Source organism: Agrobacterium vitis (genome assembly GCF_013337045.2).
GTDB lineage: Bacteria > Pseudomonadota > Alphaproteobacteria > Rhizobiales > Rhizobiaceae > Allorhizobium > Allorhizobium vitis_B.
In genome coordinates this window covers 170,295-188,475 of record NZ_CP118260.1, presented here as the reverse complement: position 1 = coordinate 188,475, position 18,181 = coordinate 170,295, and the positions used below count along the sequence as shown (strand labels likewise).

Genomic DNA, 18,181 nt, shown 5'->3' with positions numbered 1-18,181 from the left:
TTCCCCTTGGCGGAATGAACATGGCAAACGGGTGAGTTGGGAGCTTTGCTATCGGCAAGATGCGTCTTCATTTTCGTGACTTTCATGGAATGGATAGCAGGGGAATGGATGGTTTTTCGAAATTGCGTTTCCGGCAGATATCGAGCGATCATCTTCACGGTTGAGCCTCCGCTTTGCCGTTCGGATCATCGTTCGATCGCGACTTTTGTTCGGCATTCAGCAGCAACGACATCGCACAAGGCAGTAGCGTCAGGGTCAGCACGGTTGCCACGGCAAGCCCGCCAATGATGGCAAAGGCCATGGGGCCCCAGAAAATCTCGGCGGCAATTGGGATCATCCCGAGAATCGCGGCACAGGCGGTCAGAACGATCGGACGGGCGCGATGGATCGCGGCCGCGATGATGGCGTCTTTGGGCGCTTGCCCAAGTGCGACGTTCTGGTCGATCTCCTGAATGAGAATGACGGCATTGCGAATGATCATCCCGCACAAGGCGATGACACCAAGTTGCGCGACAAAACCCATGGGCGTACCAGTCGGCCACATGGCTGCGACCACGCCGATGAGGCCGAATGGCGCCATGAACAGAGCCAAGGCCATTCTGGAAAAGCTCTGCATCTGGACCATCAACAGAACTGCAATGGCAAACAGCATCACAGGAATAACGGCGTAGATCGACGAATTGCCTTTCTCGGATTCTTCCGTGATGCCGCCTGCAATAATAGAGTAACCCATGGGAAGCTCCGCGCGCAGAGCATTGAGCTGGGCATCGGCTTGCTCGGCGACCATGGCGGCCAACGCATTCTTTTCAACGTCAGCCTGAACAGTGATCATCGGCTTTCCTTGCTGGCGCCAGATGATCGGGTCTTCCATCCCGTAGGCAACCGAAGCGACTTGCCGAAGCGGCACATAGTTTCCATCGCCGGTGCGCAGTTCGAGATTGCCGATGGTCGAGACCGAGTTACGGTCGGCTTCAACGCCCTTGACCATGACATCAACGAGTTTGTCCTTGTCGCGAACCGTGGTGACTTTCGATCCCGAAAAGACGGCCGCGATCTCACTGGCGATGGATTCCGAACTCATACCCAATGTGCGCGCTTCGATCTGGTTGACCTTGATCGTCACGCTTTTCTGCGGTTCGCCAGCCGTGAGATTGACGTCGCGGGTATCTGGATTTTGACCGATGATCGCAGCCACTTTTGTCGACAGGGCACGAACCTGCTGATAATCCGGCCCGGAAACCCGGAACTTCAGCGGCCATCCGACGGGAGGACCGAGTTCAAGAGGCGAAACACGCGTGACGATATCCGAAAAACGCTCATTGAGCACAGCTTCGATCTTGCGGCGGACACTCTCCCGTTTTTCAACACTTTTGGCGACGACGACTGTTTCCGTGACATTGTCGTTGTCGAGTTGCAGATCCATCGGCAGATAAAAGCGAATGGAGCCTGAACCGACATAGGTGATGAAATGATCGATGTCGCGGTCGGTTCGCAAGATCGCTTCCAATTCGCGCGCACGAATGTCTGTCGCGGCCCGCGATGCATTTTGAGGAAGCGTGAGACTGACCAGCAGTTCCGGTCTGTCGGACGCCGGAAAGAACTGCTGTTTCAATTGCCCGAGCCCACCAAGGGACAAGGCAAAAGCGGCAGTCGCCAACAGGATCGTCAGCCACCGATGCTTGAGGTTCCAGCCCAGTATTTTGCGATAGGTAGCCATGACGATACCCGTCTTCTTATGGGTATGTGCAAGGCTGCGGGGCAATATCCAGGTGCCAAGGATCGGCGAAAACAGTACCGCAACGATCCAGGAGGACGACAGAGCAATCAGGATCACCATGAACAGGGAGAGGGTATATTCTCCCGCACTTGAGGCGGCAAAACCCACTGGAATGAAGCCTGCGATCATCACCAATGTGCCGGTCAGCATCGGAAATGCGGTGGTCTCATAGGCATGGGTTGCCGCAACCAGACGCGACTTGCCTTTTTCAAGGCAGGAGACCATGCTTTCGACGGTGATCATCGCATCATCCACCAGCAGGCCCAATGCGATAATCAAGGCGCCCAGCGAAATTCTCTGAAGTCCGACGCCGGTCAATTCCATACCCAGGAATGTCAGGGCAAGAACGATGGGAATGGAGGCGGTGATAACCAACCCGGCCCTTGCCCCCAGGGAGACAAAAGAGACGGCCAGCACGATGACGATCGCCTCCACCAGAACCTTCATGAAGCCGTTGACGGCATCCTTGACGACTGCCGACTGATCCGCGACTTGGATCATCTCGATCCCGTAGGGAAGATTGGAGGCAATCGCGTGCATGCGATCTTTCAGGGCCTCGCCGAAAGAGAGAAGGTTTCCATCCTTTGCCATCGAAACGGCCAGACCAATGACCTCCTTTCCGTTTACCCGCACCGAGGCGGCAGGCGGATCGGTGATCGTGCGGGAGATCGTCGCGATGGAGTCGAGCCGAAAATATCGGCTGCCAAGCTTTAAGGTTATATCTTTCAGGCTGTCTTCGGAGGCAAAGGCTCCGGTGACACGAACCGAAATCTTTTCCTCGCTGGTCCGGACGGTTCCAATCGGATTGACGGAATTCTGGGCTCTGATGGCTTCGATTGCGGCAGACGGATCGATACCCAGGCTGGCAAGCTTGCTCTGCGCGAATTCGATGACGATCTGCTCGTCCTGGGTGCCGAGAATGTTGACCTTGCCGATATCTGGCAAGGACAGGATTTCACCACGGATTGCCTCCACGCGGTCGCGCAGTTCACGTTGGTTGATCCCCTCTGCCCGGAAAGCATAAATGCTTCCATAGGTGTCACCGAATTCATCGTCGAAGAATGGCCCCTCGACCCCTTCGGGCAATGTCGAGGTGATATCCGAGATCTTCTTGCGAACCGTGTACCAGATACCATCGACTTCAGCGGGCGGCGTGTCGTCACGCAGGTTCACCATGATGACCGACTGGCCGGGCCGCGTGTAGCTTTGGGTATAATCGAGATGCGGCGTCTCGGAGAGCTTCTTTTCGAGTTTGTCGGTCAACAAGTTCACAGTGTCTGTCGCACTGGCACCCGGCCAACGCGCCCCGACGACCATCGTTTTGATGGTGAATGGTGGATCTTCATTACGCGAGAGCTTTTGATAGCTCAGGATGCCACTGATGATCGCGGCAAACATCAGGAAGATAACAAATGACTGATGGCCAAGAGCCCATTTCGATAAATTGAACCGGGCACGCGACTGGGGTGATTGTTCGCTCACGATTGCGCCCCCTTCTCAACAGTAACCGCCTCGCCATCGCGCAATTTGCTCACCCCGGCCGTGGCGACGATGTCGCCATCGGCCAGTCCTTCTGAAATGAGCATGTCGTTTTCGCCATATCGTTCGATCTTGACCGAGCGAACCTGGAGTGTCCTGGTTTCCGGCAGGTAGACGAAAACCGCCTGGTCCTGCCCCCGGCTGGTCAGTGCAGATGCCGGAACCTTGAAAAGACGTTTTGGCGAAAGGGTTACTTTGCCGGCAACCGCAGCGCCCAGAGGCGCGCTGCCCAAGGCACCATCCAGCGTGACTTTGACCCGGTAGGTGCGCGTCGCCGCGTCAGCGGAAGGCGTGACTTCACGAACCTTTCCTTTGGCGGTCAGGGTCGGATTGGACAGCAGGCTGACCTCCACGTCGCTTTCGTTCAGGTTTTCAATCAACATCTGTTCAGGCACGTCGAAGACCGCGTCGAGTTCGGTGTCGGAGCTGAGGGTCAGAACCGTTTGCCCTGTGGTCACGACCTGGCCCACATTGATGGAGACGCCTGAAACGACACCGTCTCGTCCCGCTTTCAGATCCGTATAGGAGAGGTTCTGTTGCGCGCTCGCCAAAGTCGCGGCGGCGACTTCGAGCTTTGACTTCGCCGCTTGCAGATTGGCATCGCTCTGCTGGACCTGAGCTCGCGATACCGCATTCTTGCCAATGAGTTCCCAGTTCCGGGCTGCGGTCAAATCCGCCAGTGCCAGATCCGATTTTGCCTCATCGACTTGCGCGGATGCGGACGCGACGTTGATCAAGGCTGGCGTCTTTTCTACTGTTGCAAGCACATCCCCCTTTTTCACGGATGATCCCGTCTCGACGCGAAAAGCCACCAGTCCGTCGATCCTGAAGCTCATCGGCGTTTCATAACGCGGACGGATCTCGCCGGTCTGGCGAAAGACCTCCCCGACAAGCTCCGATTTGACTGTGACCGCCTTAATGGCGCGAGGTGTCTTTTGCGTGCTGGCTTCATCCGAACAGGCGCTTAGAAGCACGGCAAAAACGCCTGTGGTACATAGGATCATTCGTCTCAGCATGTGCACTCCAGTGTTTGCTGGCGTGCCTCCGGTAAAAGAGGCAGCAGATTGACTGCCGTTCTCTCCCACATGGATGATCGGTTGGGTGTTTCATTCTGTTAAGTTTTGTTAAAGGCCTGTCGTCTGGTCCGATCGAGTACAACAAATCTTAATATATAAGACGTCCGAAGCCTGAAACGATTATGGTAAGAGAATGTTTTGAAGGGGAAGCGACCCTTTTTACAAGCAACAATGGATAAGCGATGTCGGAAGCGCCCAAGATCCTGATTGTAGAAGATGACGAGCAGATTGCCGGCATGGTCCGCGATAGCCTCAACGAGCAAGGAATGCTCGTCGAGGTCGCAGCGGATGGCGCCGACATGGACGCCAAGATGCGTGCACTGGAGTTCGATCTCGTCGTCCTCGATGTGATGCTGCCCGGAGAGGACGGATTTAGCATCTGCAGGCGGCTTCGAGGCAGCGGCGATATTCCCATCCTGATGCTGACCTCGGTGAGCAGCGATATCGACCGTGTCGTCGGTCTGGAAATCGGCGCTGACGACTATGTCACAAAGCCTTTCGTTCTCAGGGAATTGACGGCACGGATCAAAGGTCTTCTCAGGCGCTCCAGAGTGACATCTCAACGGCCAGACAGTTTACGGAAAAGCTTTTTCCGCTTCGATGGATGGCAGGTTGATCCTGCCCGGCGGCAGATCCACGATCCAAGCCACGCTCGCGTTGCAATGACCACCCATGAGTTCGATTTGCTGCTGGCCTTCTGCCAAAACCCTGGACGCGTGCTGACCAGGGAGCAATTGCTGAGCGCGACCCATGCGGGCCTGGCAGGCCCGATCGAACGCAGCATTGATGTCCATATCAGCCGGTTGCGACAGAAGATCGAAAAAGACCCGCGAGACCCGGCGCTTTTGAAAACGGTTCGCTTGGGTGGCTATGTCTTCACTGCCGTCGTGGAAGAGGTTCATGTCTAGGAATTTTCGTGCGTTACCAAGAACCCTTCGCGGCCAAATCACCGTCATCATTCTCCTGGCATTGGTCACCGTCATCTTAACAGGCAGGACATTGGAAAATGTCGCGAAAAATGATTACGCCATCCCCAATCTGGAAAGCACCGCCACACAGGTCAGGACCCTCGCGCTTGTTTTGGCACAGGCCTCTCCTGACGAACGCACCTCCATTCTAACCAACGCGCAACGCGCAGGCTTGGAGGTCTCGCTTGCACCGATATCGCTGTCTGACAAGTTCAAGACCTCCCCCGAGTTCCAGGGTTTTGCCGAGACATTTGTCGATTTTCTGTTTCCGCCTGACGGGGAACCGCCCCTTGGCGGCTGGCGCGCGTTTCTGGATGGCCGTCGTGTGTTTGCCGAGAAAGTGGATGACCAGACAATGGTTATATTTTTCGGTCTTCCCGATACGATTCTGACGACTTCGTTTCTCAGCCAAACGACCTATTACTTTATCGCGGTGGTCGTCTTGATGGCTTTTTTCTTCGCCTTTGCGATCAGGGCGGTGACCGAACCGATAAAGAGAATATCCGAGGCAGCGATAAAGTCGGATATCAACAATAGCTCCCAGATTTTCGAGGAGCGCGGCACGATTGAGATCCTACTGCTTGCCCGTGCGCTGAACGGCATGCGAAATCGTATTCGCATCATGGTGGATGGCCGGACCCGAATGCTGAGGGGGATTAGTCATGACGTTCGCACTCCCTTGACGCGGCTCAGATTGCGCTCGGAGCGCATGGAGGCCGGTGCCTTACGGGAAGCCCTGCTGACGGATATTGATCATATCGATGATCTTCTGACCGAAAGCCTGAACTATCTCCGTGATGATTTTGCAACCGAAGGTATTGAACGCGTTGATGTTGCGAGCATCCTGCAAACCGTTTGCAGTGATTTTTCAGACATAGGCTTCGATGTCGAATATCAGGGGCCGAACAAGCTGATCGCCAACTGCCGACCGCTCTCGATCATGCGGGCAGTCACCAATCTTTGCGACAATGCAACCAAGTTTGGAAAAACCATCCTCGTCAAACTCCAGGTCAATGGCCCAGTTTTTTCGATCCTGGTGATCGATGACGGACCAGGCATTCCCAAAGATCTCAGAGAAAAGGTTTTCGAACCGTTTTTCAAAGGAGACGCTTCGCGTAGCAAACGCGCTGGTTTTGGCCTCGGTCTGTCGATTGTCGCAGATATAGCACATGCCCATCAGAGCAAAATTACCCTACTGTCCAATCACCCGACGGGCCTTATTGTACGGATCGACATACCCCAGCTCGCGCTTTAGAGCATCGGAACGATGCTCTAATATCAAGTCTCGAAGATGCTGACGCATCCTCAGCTTGAAAAATTGAATACCTCAAATTGGACTTGTAACGGATTTGTGCCGGTCACCTGAGCGTTTTAAGCTTGGATCAGGAGACCGGCGAGATGATTAAACATACTGAAGATTTTAAGCGAGAGGCTGTTCGGATTGCGCTGACCAGCGGGCTGTCACGGGAACGGATTGCAGCGGATTTGGGGGTGGGCAAGTCGACGCTTGGCAAGTGGATTTCTCACTATCGCCCGACAGATCTGGTAACGGAGCCACAGGCCGATCTGGCCCGTGAGAATGAGCGGCTGCGCCTGGAAAACCGTATCCTCAAGGAGGAGAGGGACATTCTAAAAAAGCTACGCAGTTCGTCGCGAGCCAAAAATCGTGAGATTTGCCTTCATTCATGAGCACCGCGATCGCTGGCCTGTCGAAGGACTATGCCGCGTCTTGCAGGTGTCCACGTGCGGCTATCGGGCCTGGGCGTCGCGCCCCACCTGCCAGCGTGCTCGCACAGATCTGAAGCTGCTGGCGCACATCCGCGAGCAATATACCTTGAGCCGTGGCACCTATGGCAGGCCTCGGATGACAATGGAGCTCAAAGAGGTGGGGCTTGAAGTGAGCGAGCGTCGTGTGGGACGGCTGATGAAGATCAATGGGATACGGCCTATTCGCACCCACCGCCACAAGGTCACCACCGATAGCCAGCACCACCTTGGCGTTGCTCCCAATCTGCTGGACGGGGATTTTCTGGCTGCTGCGCCCAACCAGAAATGGGCGGGCGACATCAGCTATATCTGGACCACTGAGGGCTGGCTCTACCTTGCGGTCGTCATCGATCTGTTCAGTCGGCGCGTGGTTGGTTGGGCTGTCAGCGACCGGATGAAGAAGGACCTGGCGACCCGAGCCTTGGAAATGGCCATAAACCTGCGCCAGCCACCCAAAGGATGTATTTTCCATTCCGGTCGCGGCAGCCAATATTGCTCCTACGACTTCCAGAAAAAGCTGCAGGTCCACGGCGTGCGGCCATCGATGTCAGGCAAGGGCAACTGCTATTGACGTGCCCCCCGATTTTGGTCCAGCGGGAGCTGGAATTTTCCGGGGTTTGCTCTGGGACCAAACCTTGGACCGCCGGGAATTAGAGTTTTCCGGCTCTGATCACGATGGCTGACTGGTTGCGCCACCGGGATTATGCAGGGCAATGGGGACGTTATATCCGATCGCCGAGTGAGGACGTTCCTCGTTGTAGTACTTACGCCAAGTCTCCAACTTTTCGCGGGAATCTGCAAGGGTTAGGAACCAATGGGCGTTCAGGCACTCCGACCTCAGCTTGCTGTTGAACGCCTCGATGAAGCCGTTGTCTGTCGGCTTGCCTGGCCGCGAGAAGTCCAGGGTGACGTTGTTCGCATAGGCCCAGAGGTCGAGATCACGGGAGATGAATTCGCTGCCATTGTCCACCCTGATCGTCTTGGGATATCCCGTCTTCCGGCAGATGACTTCCAGGGTCTGGACAACATCCTCGCCCCGGTAAGTGAAGCGGGCGTCGGCGGCCGGGCAGTAGCGCGAGTGGGTATCGACCACGTCAGCGCAAACGCAAAGCGTTTGTCGCGAGGATACGCAGCTTCTTGCCGGTCGCGAGCTGGTCGTGAACGAAGTCCATCGCCCAGACGTCGTTCGGCCCGACAGCCTCCTTGCGATCATCTCTGAGCTTTGCCTTTACCCGGCGCTTCGGATGCTTGTTGCGCAGTTGGAGTCCTAACTCTCTGTAAATCCTGCGTATCTTCTTCATATTGATCTTCCAGCCTTCGCGGCGCAAGTGAACATGAACACGCCGGTAGCCATACCGCACGCGTGTCTCACAAATCTCCTTGATGCGTCGTTCGAGTGGGGCCTGTCCGGTGCGGCGGGACTTGTAGTGGTATGTCGAGGTGTCGAACCTCAGGACCTTGCAGGCCCGTCGGATCGATATGCCCCAATCCACCAGCATCCCGTCGATCAGCTTGCGCTGCCGGGCAGGCCTCAGAGCTTTCGGCGGATGCCTTCCTGGAGCATTTCCCGGTCGAGCGTCAGATCAGCGACAATCTTCTTGAGCCTGGAATTCTCATCCTCCAGAGCCTTCAATCGGCGCATCTCGTCGGGCAGCAGGCCTCCATACTTCTTGCGCCAATTGAAATACGTCGCCTGGCTGATCCCCGCCTTCCGGCAGATCTCGGCCACCGGCACACCATCCTCGCCCTGCTTCAAAATGAACGCCTTCTGGGCGTCCGAAAACTTCGATGCCTTCATACTTCCGCTCCTTTTCCCAGCCGGGAAATTACCGCGGAAAACTCCAGTTATGAACGGTCCAGTTTCTGGGGATCAGAGCAAAAGATTTCCGAGCCGATTCTAGCGGTTGTCGAGGTTTTTACTTTCGTAAGGCTAGCTATTTTTTATCGGGAGAAAGGCTTATTTCCCACTTGTTCGGAACTCCTCGTGAATGGTCTCTTATTCTGTCTTCAATATGGTTTGCGTCCCACACCGCCGCCGCCTCTAGTCCTCTAATATCGTCATAAGTAGCAGGGCTGATGGCTCCGTTAGAGCTATTGTAAATCGAAAATGCGCCGGTAATTATGTCTTTTATAAAATAAAAGAATGGCCGATCAAGTCTACTTGGTATATTTGAATGTCCTATGATTGGCCATCTATCTGATTTAATTGATCTATCCATGACAGATACAATGAATATGCAGTCATCGGTGTCGATATTATTTTTAACAATTGAATCTCTATCTACATCATGATTATAAACAGCAATCTGATTGTTTCTTAATATTTGACATAAAAAAGATAAATTTTCATCAATTTTTATTTCAAGTATACTTCCAGCCTTTGGTTTTCTTCTATTATTCATTGGGAAGTTCCTTTCGTTTTGCATCCGTATAATCTCCTTTACGTGGGTTTTATCAGAGATTCCGTTAATTTTATTTCCGGATGTACCACGAATGGATTGCGTGACACCATTTTCTTCTATTAGTTGCTGCTCGCGGCCTCTTATCGCATCTTTATTAGGGGAGCTTTTGTCTAAGCGGGCTGGCGCATAACCTTCGGTATTCATGTGGTGGTTAGCGTCTCGCTTACCAATATTTTCGGCAGGAGTGCCGGCTCCACTTGTCCGCCCTGAGTAAACTTTGTTGGTTTCGGGGTTTGTTTTCGTATATGTTTGATATGTTTTTGTCACTCCAAATAAGGATGATAATAATCGACTCGCCACCCTTCAATTAGACATTTCTTCTATTTTTAGTTTCGCATATTCCCCCTCGGAAATATTTGCCTTTGAACGTGCATCATCACGTTGATTTTCAAGGTAGCTAAGGCCGTCGGCGGCTTCATTCCTTGTAACTTCGCCTCGCTCTATTTGTCCGTTGGTTGATTTAACTGAGATTCATAGTGGTTTGCTTCATCGGACCATCCACTACGATATGAGTCGTAGTCACATAGAGAGTTCGTACAATGCCCATTGGCATCACGCCTATTGACGGGATCATTCCCGGCATAAGCATACCTATTTGTGCCGACGCCCGGCTTCGTCGGGTCCCAATCGTCCGGGGAGATAAAGTGGGCATTAGCGGTGGCGGCGAATGACGTGGCGACGAGACTTGCAATTAGCAGCAGGCTCATCAACCTATTGAGCAGACGCTGTGGCTAGGATTTGGGCTGTGCCGCAGCGAACCAAGTTTTGATGTGGTGCATGGTGATCGATCCCGGTGCGACGGTAGCAATGGTGTTGGTTGCCTCGGACGTCGCCGCTAGCATGGCGGATGCCACTTGCGAGAACTGATTACTGCGCATGACGCACCTCCTCGGCTTCGGCGGATGGCTCGATTACTGCCCCGTCATCAGCAGGCACATATCTACCAAACCGTGGATCCATATATCTTGCATTGAGATACATGAGGCCAGTTTCGGGATCGAAGCGCTCGCCGATATAGTTTTTCTGGGTGGTCATCGCCTTGTTGGTGGTCTCACCATAGGCGGCATAATCGGTGCTTTCGACGATCTGGCCAGCCATGTTGGTCACGAAGCGGACCGAAGACAGATGGTCACGATGCAGGAAGTAGACATTATTGCCGACAAGCTTGATGTCCATATGCGGATACCGCGTGAAGGCGTTCGCGGCCATGTCGAACTCGACATCCGCACTGTAGTATAAGGTCGTGCCGTTGCTGCCAATCTTCTTGGCGCGCGCTCCGTCGGGACCATAAGCAAAGCTGATCGTGGAGCCGTTGGCTGTGACCGAGGCGACACGATTGGCGAGGTCGTAGTTCAGCTGGCGGCTGCCGTCATTGATCATATTGCCATTCGGATCATAGCTAAAGGCGACACCGTTGAGCGATGTCGGCGCATGCGGGCGCGAGGAACCGGCTGACGGATAGACAAAACTGCCGGCCAGACGTGAGCGGCTGATCAGATTGTCATTGTCAGCGTAGATGAAGGTTTCGCTATAGGCGGGATTGTCGACCCTGATCGCTGTAGCGACCCGACCGAAACGGTCGTAGCTGTAAGTCCAGTCATTGGCCGTGCCGTCTTCATCAATGCTCGTGATACGACCGGCTGCATCGCGGCTGTAGCTCGCGCCCAACAGCCGGGTGCCGGCGGAATTCTGGGTGACGATACCCGTCAGCCAGCCACGCTCAGGCGAATAGCTGAAGGTGGTCTTCACGCCATTGGCATAGGTGATCGAGGCCGTTTGCCCATCGGGCATATAGGTCGTGCTGTTAATGTAGCCGGGGATTGTCAGCAACTGGCCCTTGCGGTCGTAGGTCCAGTGGGAAGAAGACGAGCCAATGGCCACCTGCTGACCGCCATTATAGGTCAGAAAAATCGGCTTCTTACCTTGGTCGTAGATCGTCGTTTCGTTGTGTACAACGCTATCAACCGTGACTGTTTTATCGGTCGGCAACCCATCGCCGTTGTACTGAATTGACTGCTGAACGGAACCAGCCTGCGTGCTCGTCATTTGGCCGCCGTTATAAAAACCATCGCGCAACTCATCGTAACGATTAGCCGCAAGCAATATTCCGTTTGTTGCACTGTTTGCATCATTTTCATTGGAGAAGGCCATTTTTTGAATGACGCGACCCGCCGCATCATACGTTATGGCCATGACATACCCTCGCGCATCCCTTTGACGCTTCAGGCGATTGGCATTGTCATAGGTGTAGTTCCATACTCCCATATCTGGATCACTCGCCGAGAGGCGATTTCCAACGAGGTCATAAGAGTAGTTCCATGTTGCTCCGTCATTATCCTGAACCTGGATCATGCGGCGAGCGCCGTCGAACGTAGCGGCATGAATCCAACGAGCAATGCTGCTGCCGTCCGCTGCATTCGCAGAACGTTGAATAGCGCCCACCACATCACCACTTGTGGAAAATATAGTTCTCGTCCTTATGCCGACCTCGTCGGTCAACAATGTTGATAACAATGTTACATTGGAAGAGCGTGCTGCATTATCAACTAGGCTATACTCATAGGCCTTGAACGTAAGATCAGAATTGGTCGATTTTAAAGGACGACCATTCCAGTCAAATGTTGTTATGGTTGAATAAACCGTATTCCCATAAATATACGGAGCGGTTGTTCGCATGACATTGCCACGAGCATCGTAATCTACGTCCGCATAAGAAGTGGTGTTGGCACTTTCTCCGGTCGCTGACGTCTGCCTAATACGACCTAGGCCGTCAAAGTATTCAACTTTCTCTATCGAGCTACCATTCGGTGCGCTCGTTGACGTGGCAATATTCTGAGCTGAGGGGTTACCCCACGCATTATATGACTTACGTGTGTAAAAACCTGTAGCGCTGTTAATCACCTCGGTTTGGCGGCATAGCAAGTCGTAATTAAAATGACTGACGACACCGTTAACATCCCGCAAGTTACTGACCGCAGAACATAAAGGTGCGTAATCGGCCAGTTTGAATAATCCTGTTGGATACGTCGTCTTTACCGGGAATTGGTGATAATCAGAATCGTACTCAAACGTTGTTGTCTCATTTTCCCCATTGGTTTCCGTCAGTCGATTACCATATGCGTCGTAAGTAAATCTCTTCGACTGATAAAAACCTGCGTCATTAGCGTAATCGCGCTGAGCAGTCATATCCCCTTTTGTAGGAGAGGTTCCTAACTCCAGACCGTCATAGGCAAAGGTCTGTCGACTTAGCAAAGGCGCGTTGTCGACTACCCCTTCGTAACTCGACTTATCACTGATCGTGGAGACGATGTAATTCGGGATATTATAAACCCGTTTGTAAACGGTCGTTGCTTCGTCACCACCTGTATCTGTTCTGCCGAAGCTAGTTTCTTGGAAGATGTTACCATAGGTATCATAGGCCCATTCGCTACGCACGGAACGAGAGGCACCACTTTCCAGATACTGCGTTTCAGTTGCCTGTTTCAGCGCGGTGTAGGGAATGGAAGCGTTATTGGCGATGTATGTATTGGTGGCAACTTTGCCGGAGTTGGTCGTATCACCTGCATATCGCGTGACAGCCGGCAGCCCGATGGTTGCCATATCCTGCAGGTAAGTTGTTGTAACGGTGTTGCGGACACTCTGACCATTGGCAAGCGGCAGGGTCTTGGTGACCTCGCCAAAGCCCATGAACTTGCGCTTTGACGGCACGTAAAGACCTTTGGCATAAGAATAGTCGGTGGTTGCCACCGTGCCACGACCATCATCAAGAGCAATGGAACTGACCGCCTGCAGCGCGAAGGGCAGATAGGTGTTCTGCCACTTCGTCGAGGGCGCATACCGCACGGCCACCTTCGCGCCCTCGGGCGTCGTCATCCCTGTCATCAGATTGGGGAAATCACCCGTCGAACGGCCGTAGCGGATCGTGTATGGCTTGTTATCGAAGGCCTTGTCGCAGTTGGGGCCATAGGTATAAGATTGTTTATTATTATTATATGTCCGTCCACCACAGGTCACTGCGGGCGCCGTCAACATATCGGACAAGCCATCGCCGTCAAAGTCCCCGGCCGTCGCAAAACTACTGCTCAAGTTCAGGTTTTCAAAGACAAAAGAAGCTTTGTTGGACTGGTTGCGCATCCGCATGAGCATCCACGATCGATTGCCATAGATATCATAGTCTTCGGTGCCTTTTACGCCGACACCAATTTCGGATTTCTGATCGCCGTCCACATCGGATGCAAAGATCGTCACAGCGCCGTAATAGGTCGCGTCCGGGCTCTGGAGATTGTACTCTTTGCTATAGCTCCCAGACCAGGCTTGATAGGTCATGCCGTTGAACAAGTAAGCAGAGACCGTGACAGAGTACGATGGCTCTCTGTAATTGTTGTCGCTTGTATTACCCGGATCGTAATTGACTTCGTATTGAACCAGATCATCCAACCCGTCGCCGTTGAGGTCGGTAAATAAGCAGTTTTTTGTGCACGTGTAACCAGCAAGTTTGCGCTTGACCCAAGCGCCATTCTCATAGGAAGCGGCGCGTAGGGAGGTTTCACCGTAATAGATCCTCTGGATACGGCCGTCGCCGAACAGTTCGGCCATGCCGACAGTCTGGTCAGATACCGTCACTAATTTGTCCGTGCCGCTGGCGTCATAATCGACCGGGGTTTTGAAGTCAGCGCCAAGACCGCACATTGCCTTGGTTGCACTGTTGGTGATCATAGCGTCGCCGGACGTCGCACTGCAGGTGTTCACCTCAACGCTGAAGCCAGTCCCATTCCTCGTCAGCAGCACCTCATCGCGGATTTTAGAATCCTTGCCGCGGATCAACATCTGCTTGCCGGTTTCCCCAGCATGAAACCGTCCAACATGGAATCTGGGTGCGACATCTTGGGAGCATTTCACAGCGGACATGTCGGCAATATCAAATCGCGTCGCACCCGGTTGCCCAAACAGCATTCCGCAGCCACTCGTCAGGATTTCGGAAAGCCCGTCATCGTCGACATCGACTGGAATGTAATTTGGAGTAAGATCTGTCCACATCGGCCTGCCCATGATCGCGCTTGTTGACACGGTCTGGCTGAAGTCGGTTCCGTTTGCATAAGAGAATGTTGTTGCGGGCAGAGAGGTGCCGCCGGTAATGGCATTGACATTGCTGAGCGTCAGGTCGGAGCCGTACTTCTGTACTGAAACGAGACGTGAGGCATCGTTCTCCGGCGCCTGATCGTAATTGAGAGCGTAGCCGCTGATGGTGCTGCTACCAGTCTTGACGACGATGGTCTTCAGGCGACGCGTCGTCTGCGACAACGAGTTGCCGTTTGCCATGATCAGCGGATCGGGCCGCGCCTCGTAGAAGAAGTTGACTGTCCGGTTGTTGTAGCTGATCACCGACGGATAGCAGACAGGAAGCGTATCGCAGGTGTAGCTGTAACTGGCCGTGTTGCCATGGGTATCGGTAACGCTTTTGACCAGCCAGCGGTAATTGGTCGCCTCGACAGCTGTGCTGGTCGAACCCACCAACGATGCGGTGGAGGCCAGTACCGTCTTGGTGCCGTCGCGTGCCGTGATCTCCCAAGTGTTGGAGGAGGATACGTAAAGGATCCGCAGATAGTTCTCGGTCTCGCCAACCCAGTTGCCGCCAACCTGGCAGGAGACACCGGCATTGTTGGTCGAGGTGCAGCTGGCCAGCGGCTCACCGTTGAGCATGTAGACGTCGTTGGCATCATAGGCAGGGATACCGCGTGCAGGTCTTGCACGCTCGATAACGGCCACGCCTTCCAGACCCCAGCCATAGCCAAGCCAGCCTTGATAAAGGCCACTAACCTTGGTGCGGCGGGAGCTATCGTACTTGAAGGACAGTTTAGGCTCTACACCAAAACTCTTGGGCACATCGATCGGATATTCCTGGACGAAGGCACCGGAACTGGAGACATCGCTAGCCTTGGGGGCGACAGCAACCTGCTGTGGATCTCCAAGCGCTGTATCGGCATATGCAACTTTACTTATAAATAAAAAAAGGCATGCAGAAGCCACGGCCAAAGCAACGGTCCGTCCGATCATCATGTAAGCGTCCCCACGCTAAAATAGAAATATATAAAATCTCAAATATCACTGCTATCCCCAGCAATGACAGTCGGACCGTATTCAGGATTTTGGAGATGTAAAGAGGGAAGGAAAAATATTATTTACAAAACGACATATAGTTATAAACTATAACAATTTTTACCGGGAAATTCCAAAATTAAACTGTGGACCAAATGCACGGCAGCCAGGATTCAGACTCCTTATTCCACAATCATAACGATAGGGTTGCAGGGGCGTTGTCGCAAATTTTCGGGCTTAACGCGTCGTTGACCATCATCAGAGAGATTCACGCTCCCAATGTTATGGAGCGAGCCCATGATTCTGAATGCCATTGCCGAAAAGCTGAAGCGCCAGTCGAAGGATGATTTCAAAGGCAGGCATTTCGAGGCATGGCTCATCGTGCAGGCAGTAGCCTGGTATCTGCGCTATCCGCTCAGCTACCGAGACCTCGAGGAAATGTTCCGGGAACGTGGTTTCGAGGTCGATCACAGCACCGTCAACCGCTGGGTTTTGGCTTATGCGCCGATGATTGAAAAACGGCTGCGGCAGTTTCGGCGCCCGCATTGTGGTTCGGTCCGGATCGACGAAACCTACGTCAAGATCCGCGGCAAGTGGCGCTATCTTTACCGGGCCATCGACAAGCACGGAAACCCTATGGATTTCCTGCTGACAGCCAAGCGCGATCTCGACGCTGCCAAGCGGTTCTTCCGCAAAATGCTGAAGGACGAGCCTTTGTTGTCACCGGCAAAGATCGGGACGGACGGAGCCAATACCTTTCCGTCGGCAATCAAGACGTCAGTCGATAGTGGGCACCTGCATCCGGGTCCGGTTCATTATGTCACCAAGCACCTCCAACAGAGAATCGAGAGCGACCATTTCCGGATAAAGAAGAACATGCCAAAGATCGGTGGCTTTCAATCCTTCAACACGGCGCGGCGAACCATCGCGGGTTTCGAGGCGATGCTATAGTTGAAGAAAGGTTTCGGCTTTTCCGGCGGCTGGACTGTCAACGACCAGAACGATTTGCTTGCGCGCCTCTTCGGACTGCAAATGGTTAATAAAGTATGAAACTTAAGATGCTCACGGGATAATCGCGCGCTCCGAAAATGTTTGCGACAAGCCCGTTACAAGTCCACCCTGATACAGTCTATCTCGTTGGCGGGGCCGCTGTACTTTCCCGGATATGCAAGCTGACCGATATTTCCCGGGATTGAGGCGAGGTTATCTCGCCTCCAAGACACAGAACGAGTTGTTCTGCGGCAATGCGTCCGATTTCCTTGTTATCGACAGACATCGTGGTGAGTGCCGGAGACAATCGAGACGAGAGTTCCAGATCGTCGAAACCCGTCACCGAAAAATCGCCCGGAACGCTTGCTCCCATCTGTGCCAAACCCATCAGCACGCCGAGTGCCAGAGTATCATTTCCGCAAATGATCGCAGTCGGACTTATGTCCGTTGGCTCTTGCGCGAGCCGCTTGGCGCTTTCGATGCCAAAATCCAGACTGGCCTTGTCACTGATCAAATGATCGGGCGAAAGTTCCAATCCTGCTGCGCTAAGGGCGGTTGTGATACCGCTGAGGCGCGCGACCACGCGGTCATTATTGTCCTTGGGCTGCATGACGACAGCGATACGTCGATGGCCAAGGCCTATCAGATAATCGGTCATCCGGGCAAAGGCTGCGGCATTGTCGAAGCCCACCATGGCATGCGAGGCGCCCTGTCGATAGGCATAGGTCAGCACATAGGGAATGCCGAGATTGTCCAGATTGTCGTAGAGCGCCTGAGGATGGGATTCGCCCGCCAGCGCCAGTGCCTCCACGCCGCGCTCGATCATGGCTTTTGCCTGTTGGAAACCCAGTTCAGGATCGTAATTCGAACAGGCGATGAGAAGGTTCAATCCGTGTTCGGCAAACACCCGCTGCATTGCACCGACCTGATGGGAGAAGATTTCATTATCCAGCGTTGGGATGATGACACCGGCAATATGGGTGCGGTTCGATGCCAACGCCCGGCCCGCAGCATTTGGAACCCAACCCAGGGCCTTGGCGGTCGAGAAAATGCGCTCGCGTGTTTCAGGAGAAACCCTTTCGGGCGTGTTGAAAGCACGAGAAACAGTGGCTGTCGAAACGCAAGCCCTGCGCGCAACCTCCTCCAGCCTTGCCCTGCCGCTGCCTTCACGGGTGCGTTTCAGAGGGGTTGTGGGCCGATCAGGCGTTTCTGTCATTGCGTCTCCGCTTGCGCAAGTTGTCGTATGTCTTCGTTAGCTCGAAAATCGCCAGTCTGAAATGGCGCCCCTTATCAAGTTGGCTCGATACAAACCGATTTAAAGTCACACATTGATTTTTTGAAAGAAAAAGACCGTTGACAGATTTTTGAAATAATCTCATGTAAGCGCTTACATACAGTCGCGGGGAGGAGCTTGCGATTGCCATGCGGGACACCTTTCAATCCCCACAGCACGGTAATCCACAGGCGACGCGGGATACTCCAACCGCAACGGACATCCAAGGAGGA

The 18,181-nt window shown here is 53.7% G+C and carries 8 protein-coding genes and 3 pseudogenes; 4 read left to right on the top strand and 7 right to left on the bottom strand.

Features of this window, described 5'->3' with window-relative positions:
* Positions 1-154: 154 nt before the first annotated feature.
* Both G6L01_RS18780 and G6L01_RS18775 read right to left on the bottom strand, forming a co-directional pair.
* Positions 155-3,259, bottom strand: coding sequence for an efflux RND transporter permease subunit (locus tag G6L01_RS18780; RefSeq protein ID WP_070167921.1), 3,105 nt, complete (start codon positions 3,257-3,259; stop codon positions 155-157).
* Complete coding sequence (locus G6L01_RS18775; protein WP_070167920.1) at positions 3,256-4,332, bottom strand: efflux RND transporter periplasmic adaptor subunit; 1,077 nt, start codon at positions 4,330-4,332, stop codon at positions 3,256-3,258. Before G6L01_RS18775 ends, G6L01_RS18780 begins: the two co-directional genes overlap by 4 nt.
* A gap of 242 nt (positions 4,333-4,574) precedes the next feature.
* On the opposite strand from G6L01_RS18775, the gene G6L01_RS18770 reads away from it, so the two are divergent.
* The 3 genes and pseudogenes from G6L01_RS18770 to G6L01_RS18760 form a co-directional block, all read left to right on the top strand.
* On the top strand, positions 4,575-5,300 hold the full coding sequence (locus G6L01_RS18770; RefSeq protein WP_070167919.1) for a response regulator transcription factor: 726 nt from the start codon (positions 4,575-4,577) through the stop codon (positions 5,298-5,300).
* Positions 5,293-6,615, top strand: coding sequence for an ATP-binding protein (locus tag G6L01_RS18765; protein WP_070167918.1), 1,323 nt, complete (start codon positions 5,293-5,295; stop codon positions 6,613-6,615). The genes G6L01_RS18770 and G6L01_RS18765 overlap by 8 nt, the downstream gene beginning before the upstream one ends.
* Before the next feature lie 143 nt (positions 6,616-6,758).
* Positions 6,759-7,695, top strand: a pseudogene (locus tag G6L01_RS18760) (IS3 family transposase); the annotation flags it as partial.
* Positions 7,696-7,797: 102 nt separating this feature from the next.
* On the opposite strand, the pseudogene G6L01_RS18755 reads toward G6L01_RS18760, so the two are convergent.
* The 4 genes and pseudogenes from G6L01_RS18755 to G6L01_RS18740 all read right to left on the bottom strand — a co-directional run bounded on the left by G6L01_RS18755 (position 7,798) and on the right by G6L01_RS18740 (position 15,646).
* Positions 7,798-8,925: pseudogene (locus G6L01_RS18755) on the bottom strand (IS3 family transposase).
* 136 nt (positions 8,926-9,061) lie between these two features.
* The gene (locus G6L01_RS18750) at positions 9,062-9,733 is read right to left on the bottom strand and encodes an Imm26 family immunity protein (protein WP_197432609.1); all 672 of its coding nucleotides are present in this window, start codon (positions 9,731-9,733) and stop codon (positions 9,062-9,064) included.
* Positions 9,734-10,320: 587 nt separating this feature from the next.
* Entirely contained in the window at positions 10,321-10,467 is a 147-nt protein-coding gene (locus G6L01_RS18745) for a hypothetical protein (RefSeq protein WP_156584138.1), read from the bottom strand.
* Positions 10,457-15,646: a toxin TcdB middle/N-terminal domain-containing protein gene (locus tag G6L01_RS18740; RefSeq protein ID WP_345799432.1), complete on the bottom strand. Its 5,190-nt coding sequence runs from the start codon at positions 15,644-15,646 to the stop codon at positions 10,457-10,459. Before G6L01_RS18740 ends, G6L01_RS18745 begins: the two co-directional genes overlap by 11 nt.
* Before the next feature lie 336 nt (positions 15,647-15,982).
* Between G6L01_RS18740 and G6L01_RS18735 the strand changes: the two are divergent.
* Positions 15,983-16,735 (top strand): annotated as a pseudogene (locus tag G6L01_RS18735) (IS6 family transposase).
* A gap of 79 nt (positions 16,736-16,814) precedes the next feature.
* Here G6L01_RS18735 and G6L01_RS18730 read toward each other — a convergent pair.
* On the bottom strand, positions 16,815-17,891 hold the full coding sequence (locus tag G6L01_RS18730; RefSeq protein WP_070163484.1) for a LacI family DNA-binding transcriptional regulator: 1,077 nt from the start codon (positions 17,889-17,891) through the stop codon (positions 16,815-16,817).
* Positions 17,892-18,181 lie beyond the last annotated feature (290 nt).

Excerpts from the sequence above, each read along its gene's own strand:
- G6L01_RS18750 (WP_197432609.1), bottom strand. The coding sequence starts at position 9,733 with ATGAATACCGAAGGTTATGCGCCAGCCCGCTTAGACAAAAGCTCCCCT.
- G6L01_RS18770 (WP_070167919.1), top strand. The coding sequence starts at position 4,575 with ATGTCGGAAGCGCCCAAGATCCTGATTGTAGAAGATGACGAGCAGATT.
- G6L01_RS18775 (WP_070167920.1), bottom strand. The coding sequence starts at position 4,332 with ATGCTGAGACGAATGATCCTATGTACCACAGGCGTTTTTGCCGTGCTT.
- G6L01_RS18740 (WP_345799432.1), bottom strand. The coding sequence starts at position 15,646 with ATGATGATCGGACGGACCGTTGCTTTGGCCGTGGCTTCTGCATGCCTT.
- G6L01_RS18730 (WP_070163484.1), bottom strand. The coding sequence starts at position 17,891 with ATGACAGAAACGCCTGATCGGCCCACAACCCCTCTGAAACGCACCCGT.
- G6L01_RS18765 (WP_070167918.1), top strand. The coding sequence starts at position 5,293 with ATGTCTAGGAATTTTCGTGCGTTACCAAGAACCCTTCGCGGCCAAATC.
- G6L01_RS18745 (WP_156584138.1), bottom strand. The coding sequence starts at position 10,467 with ATGCGCAGTAATCAGTTCTCGCAAGTGGCATCCGCCATGCTAGCGGCG.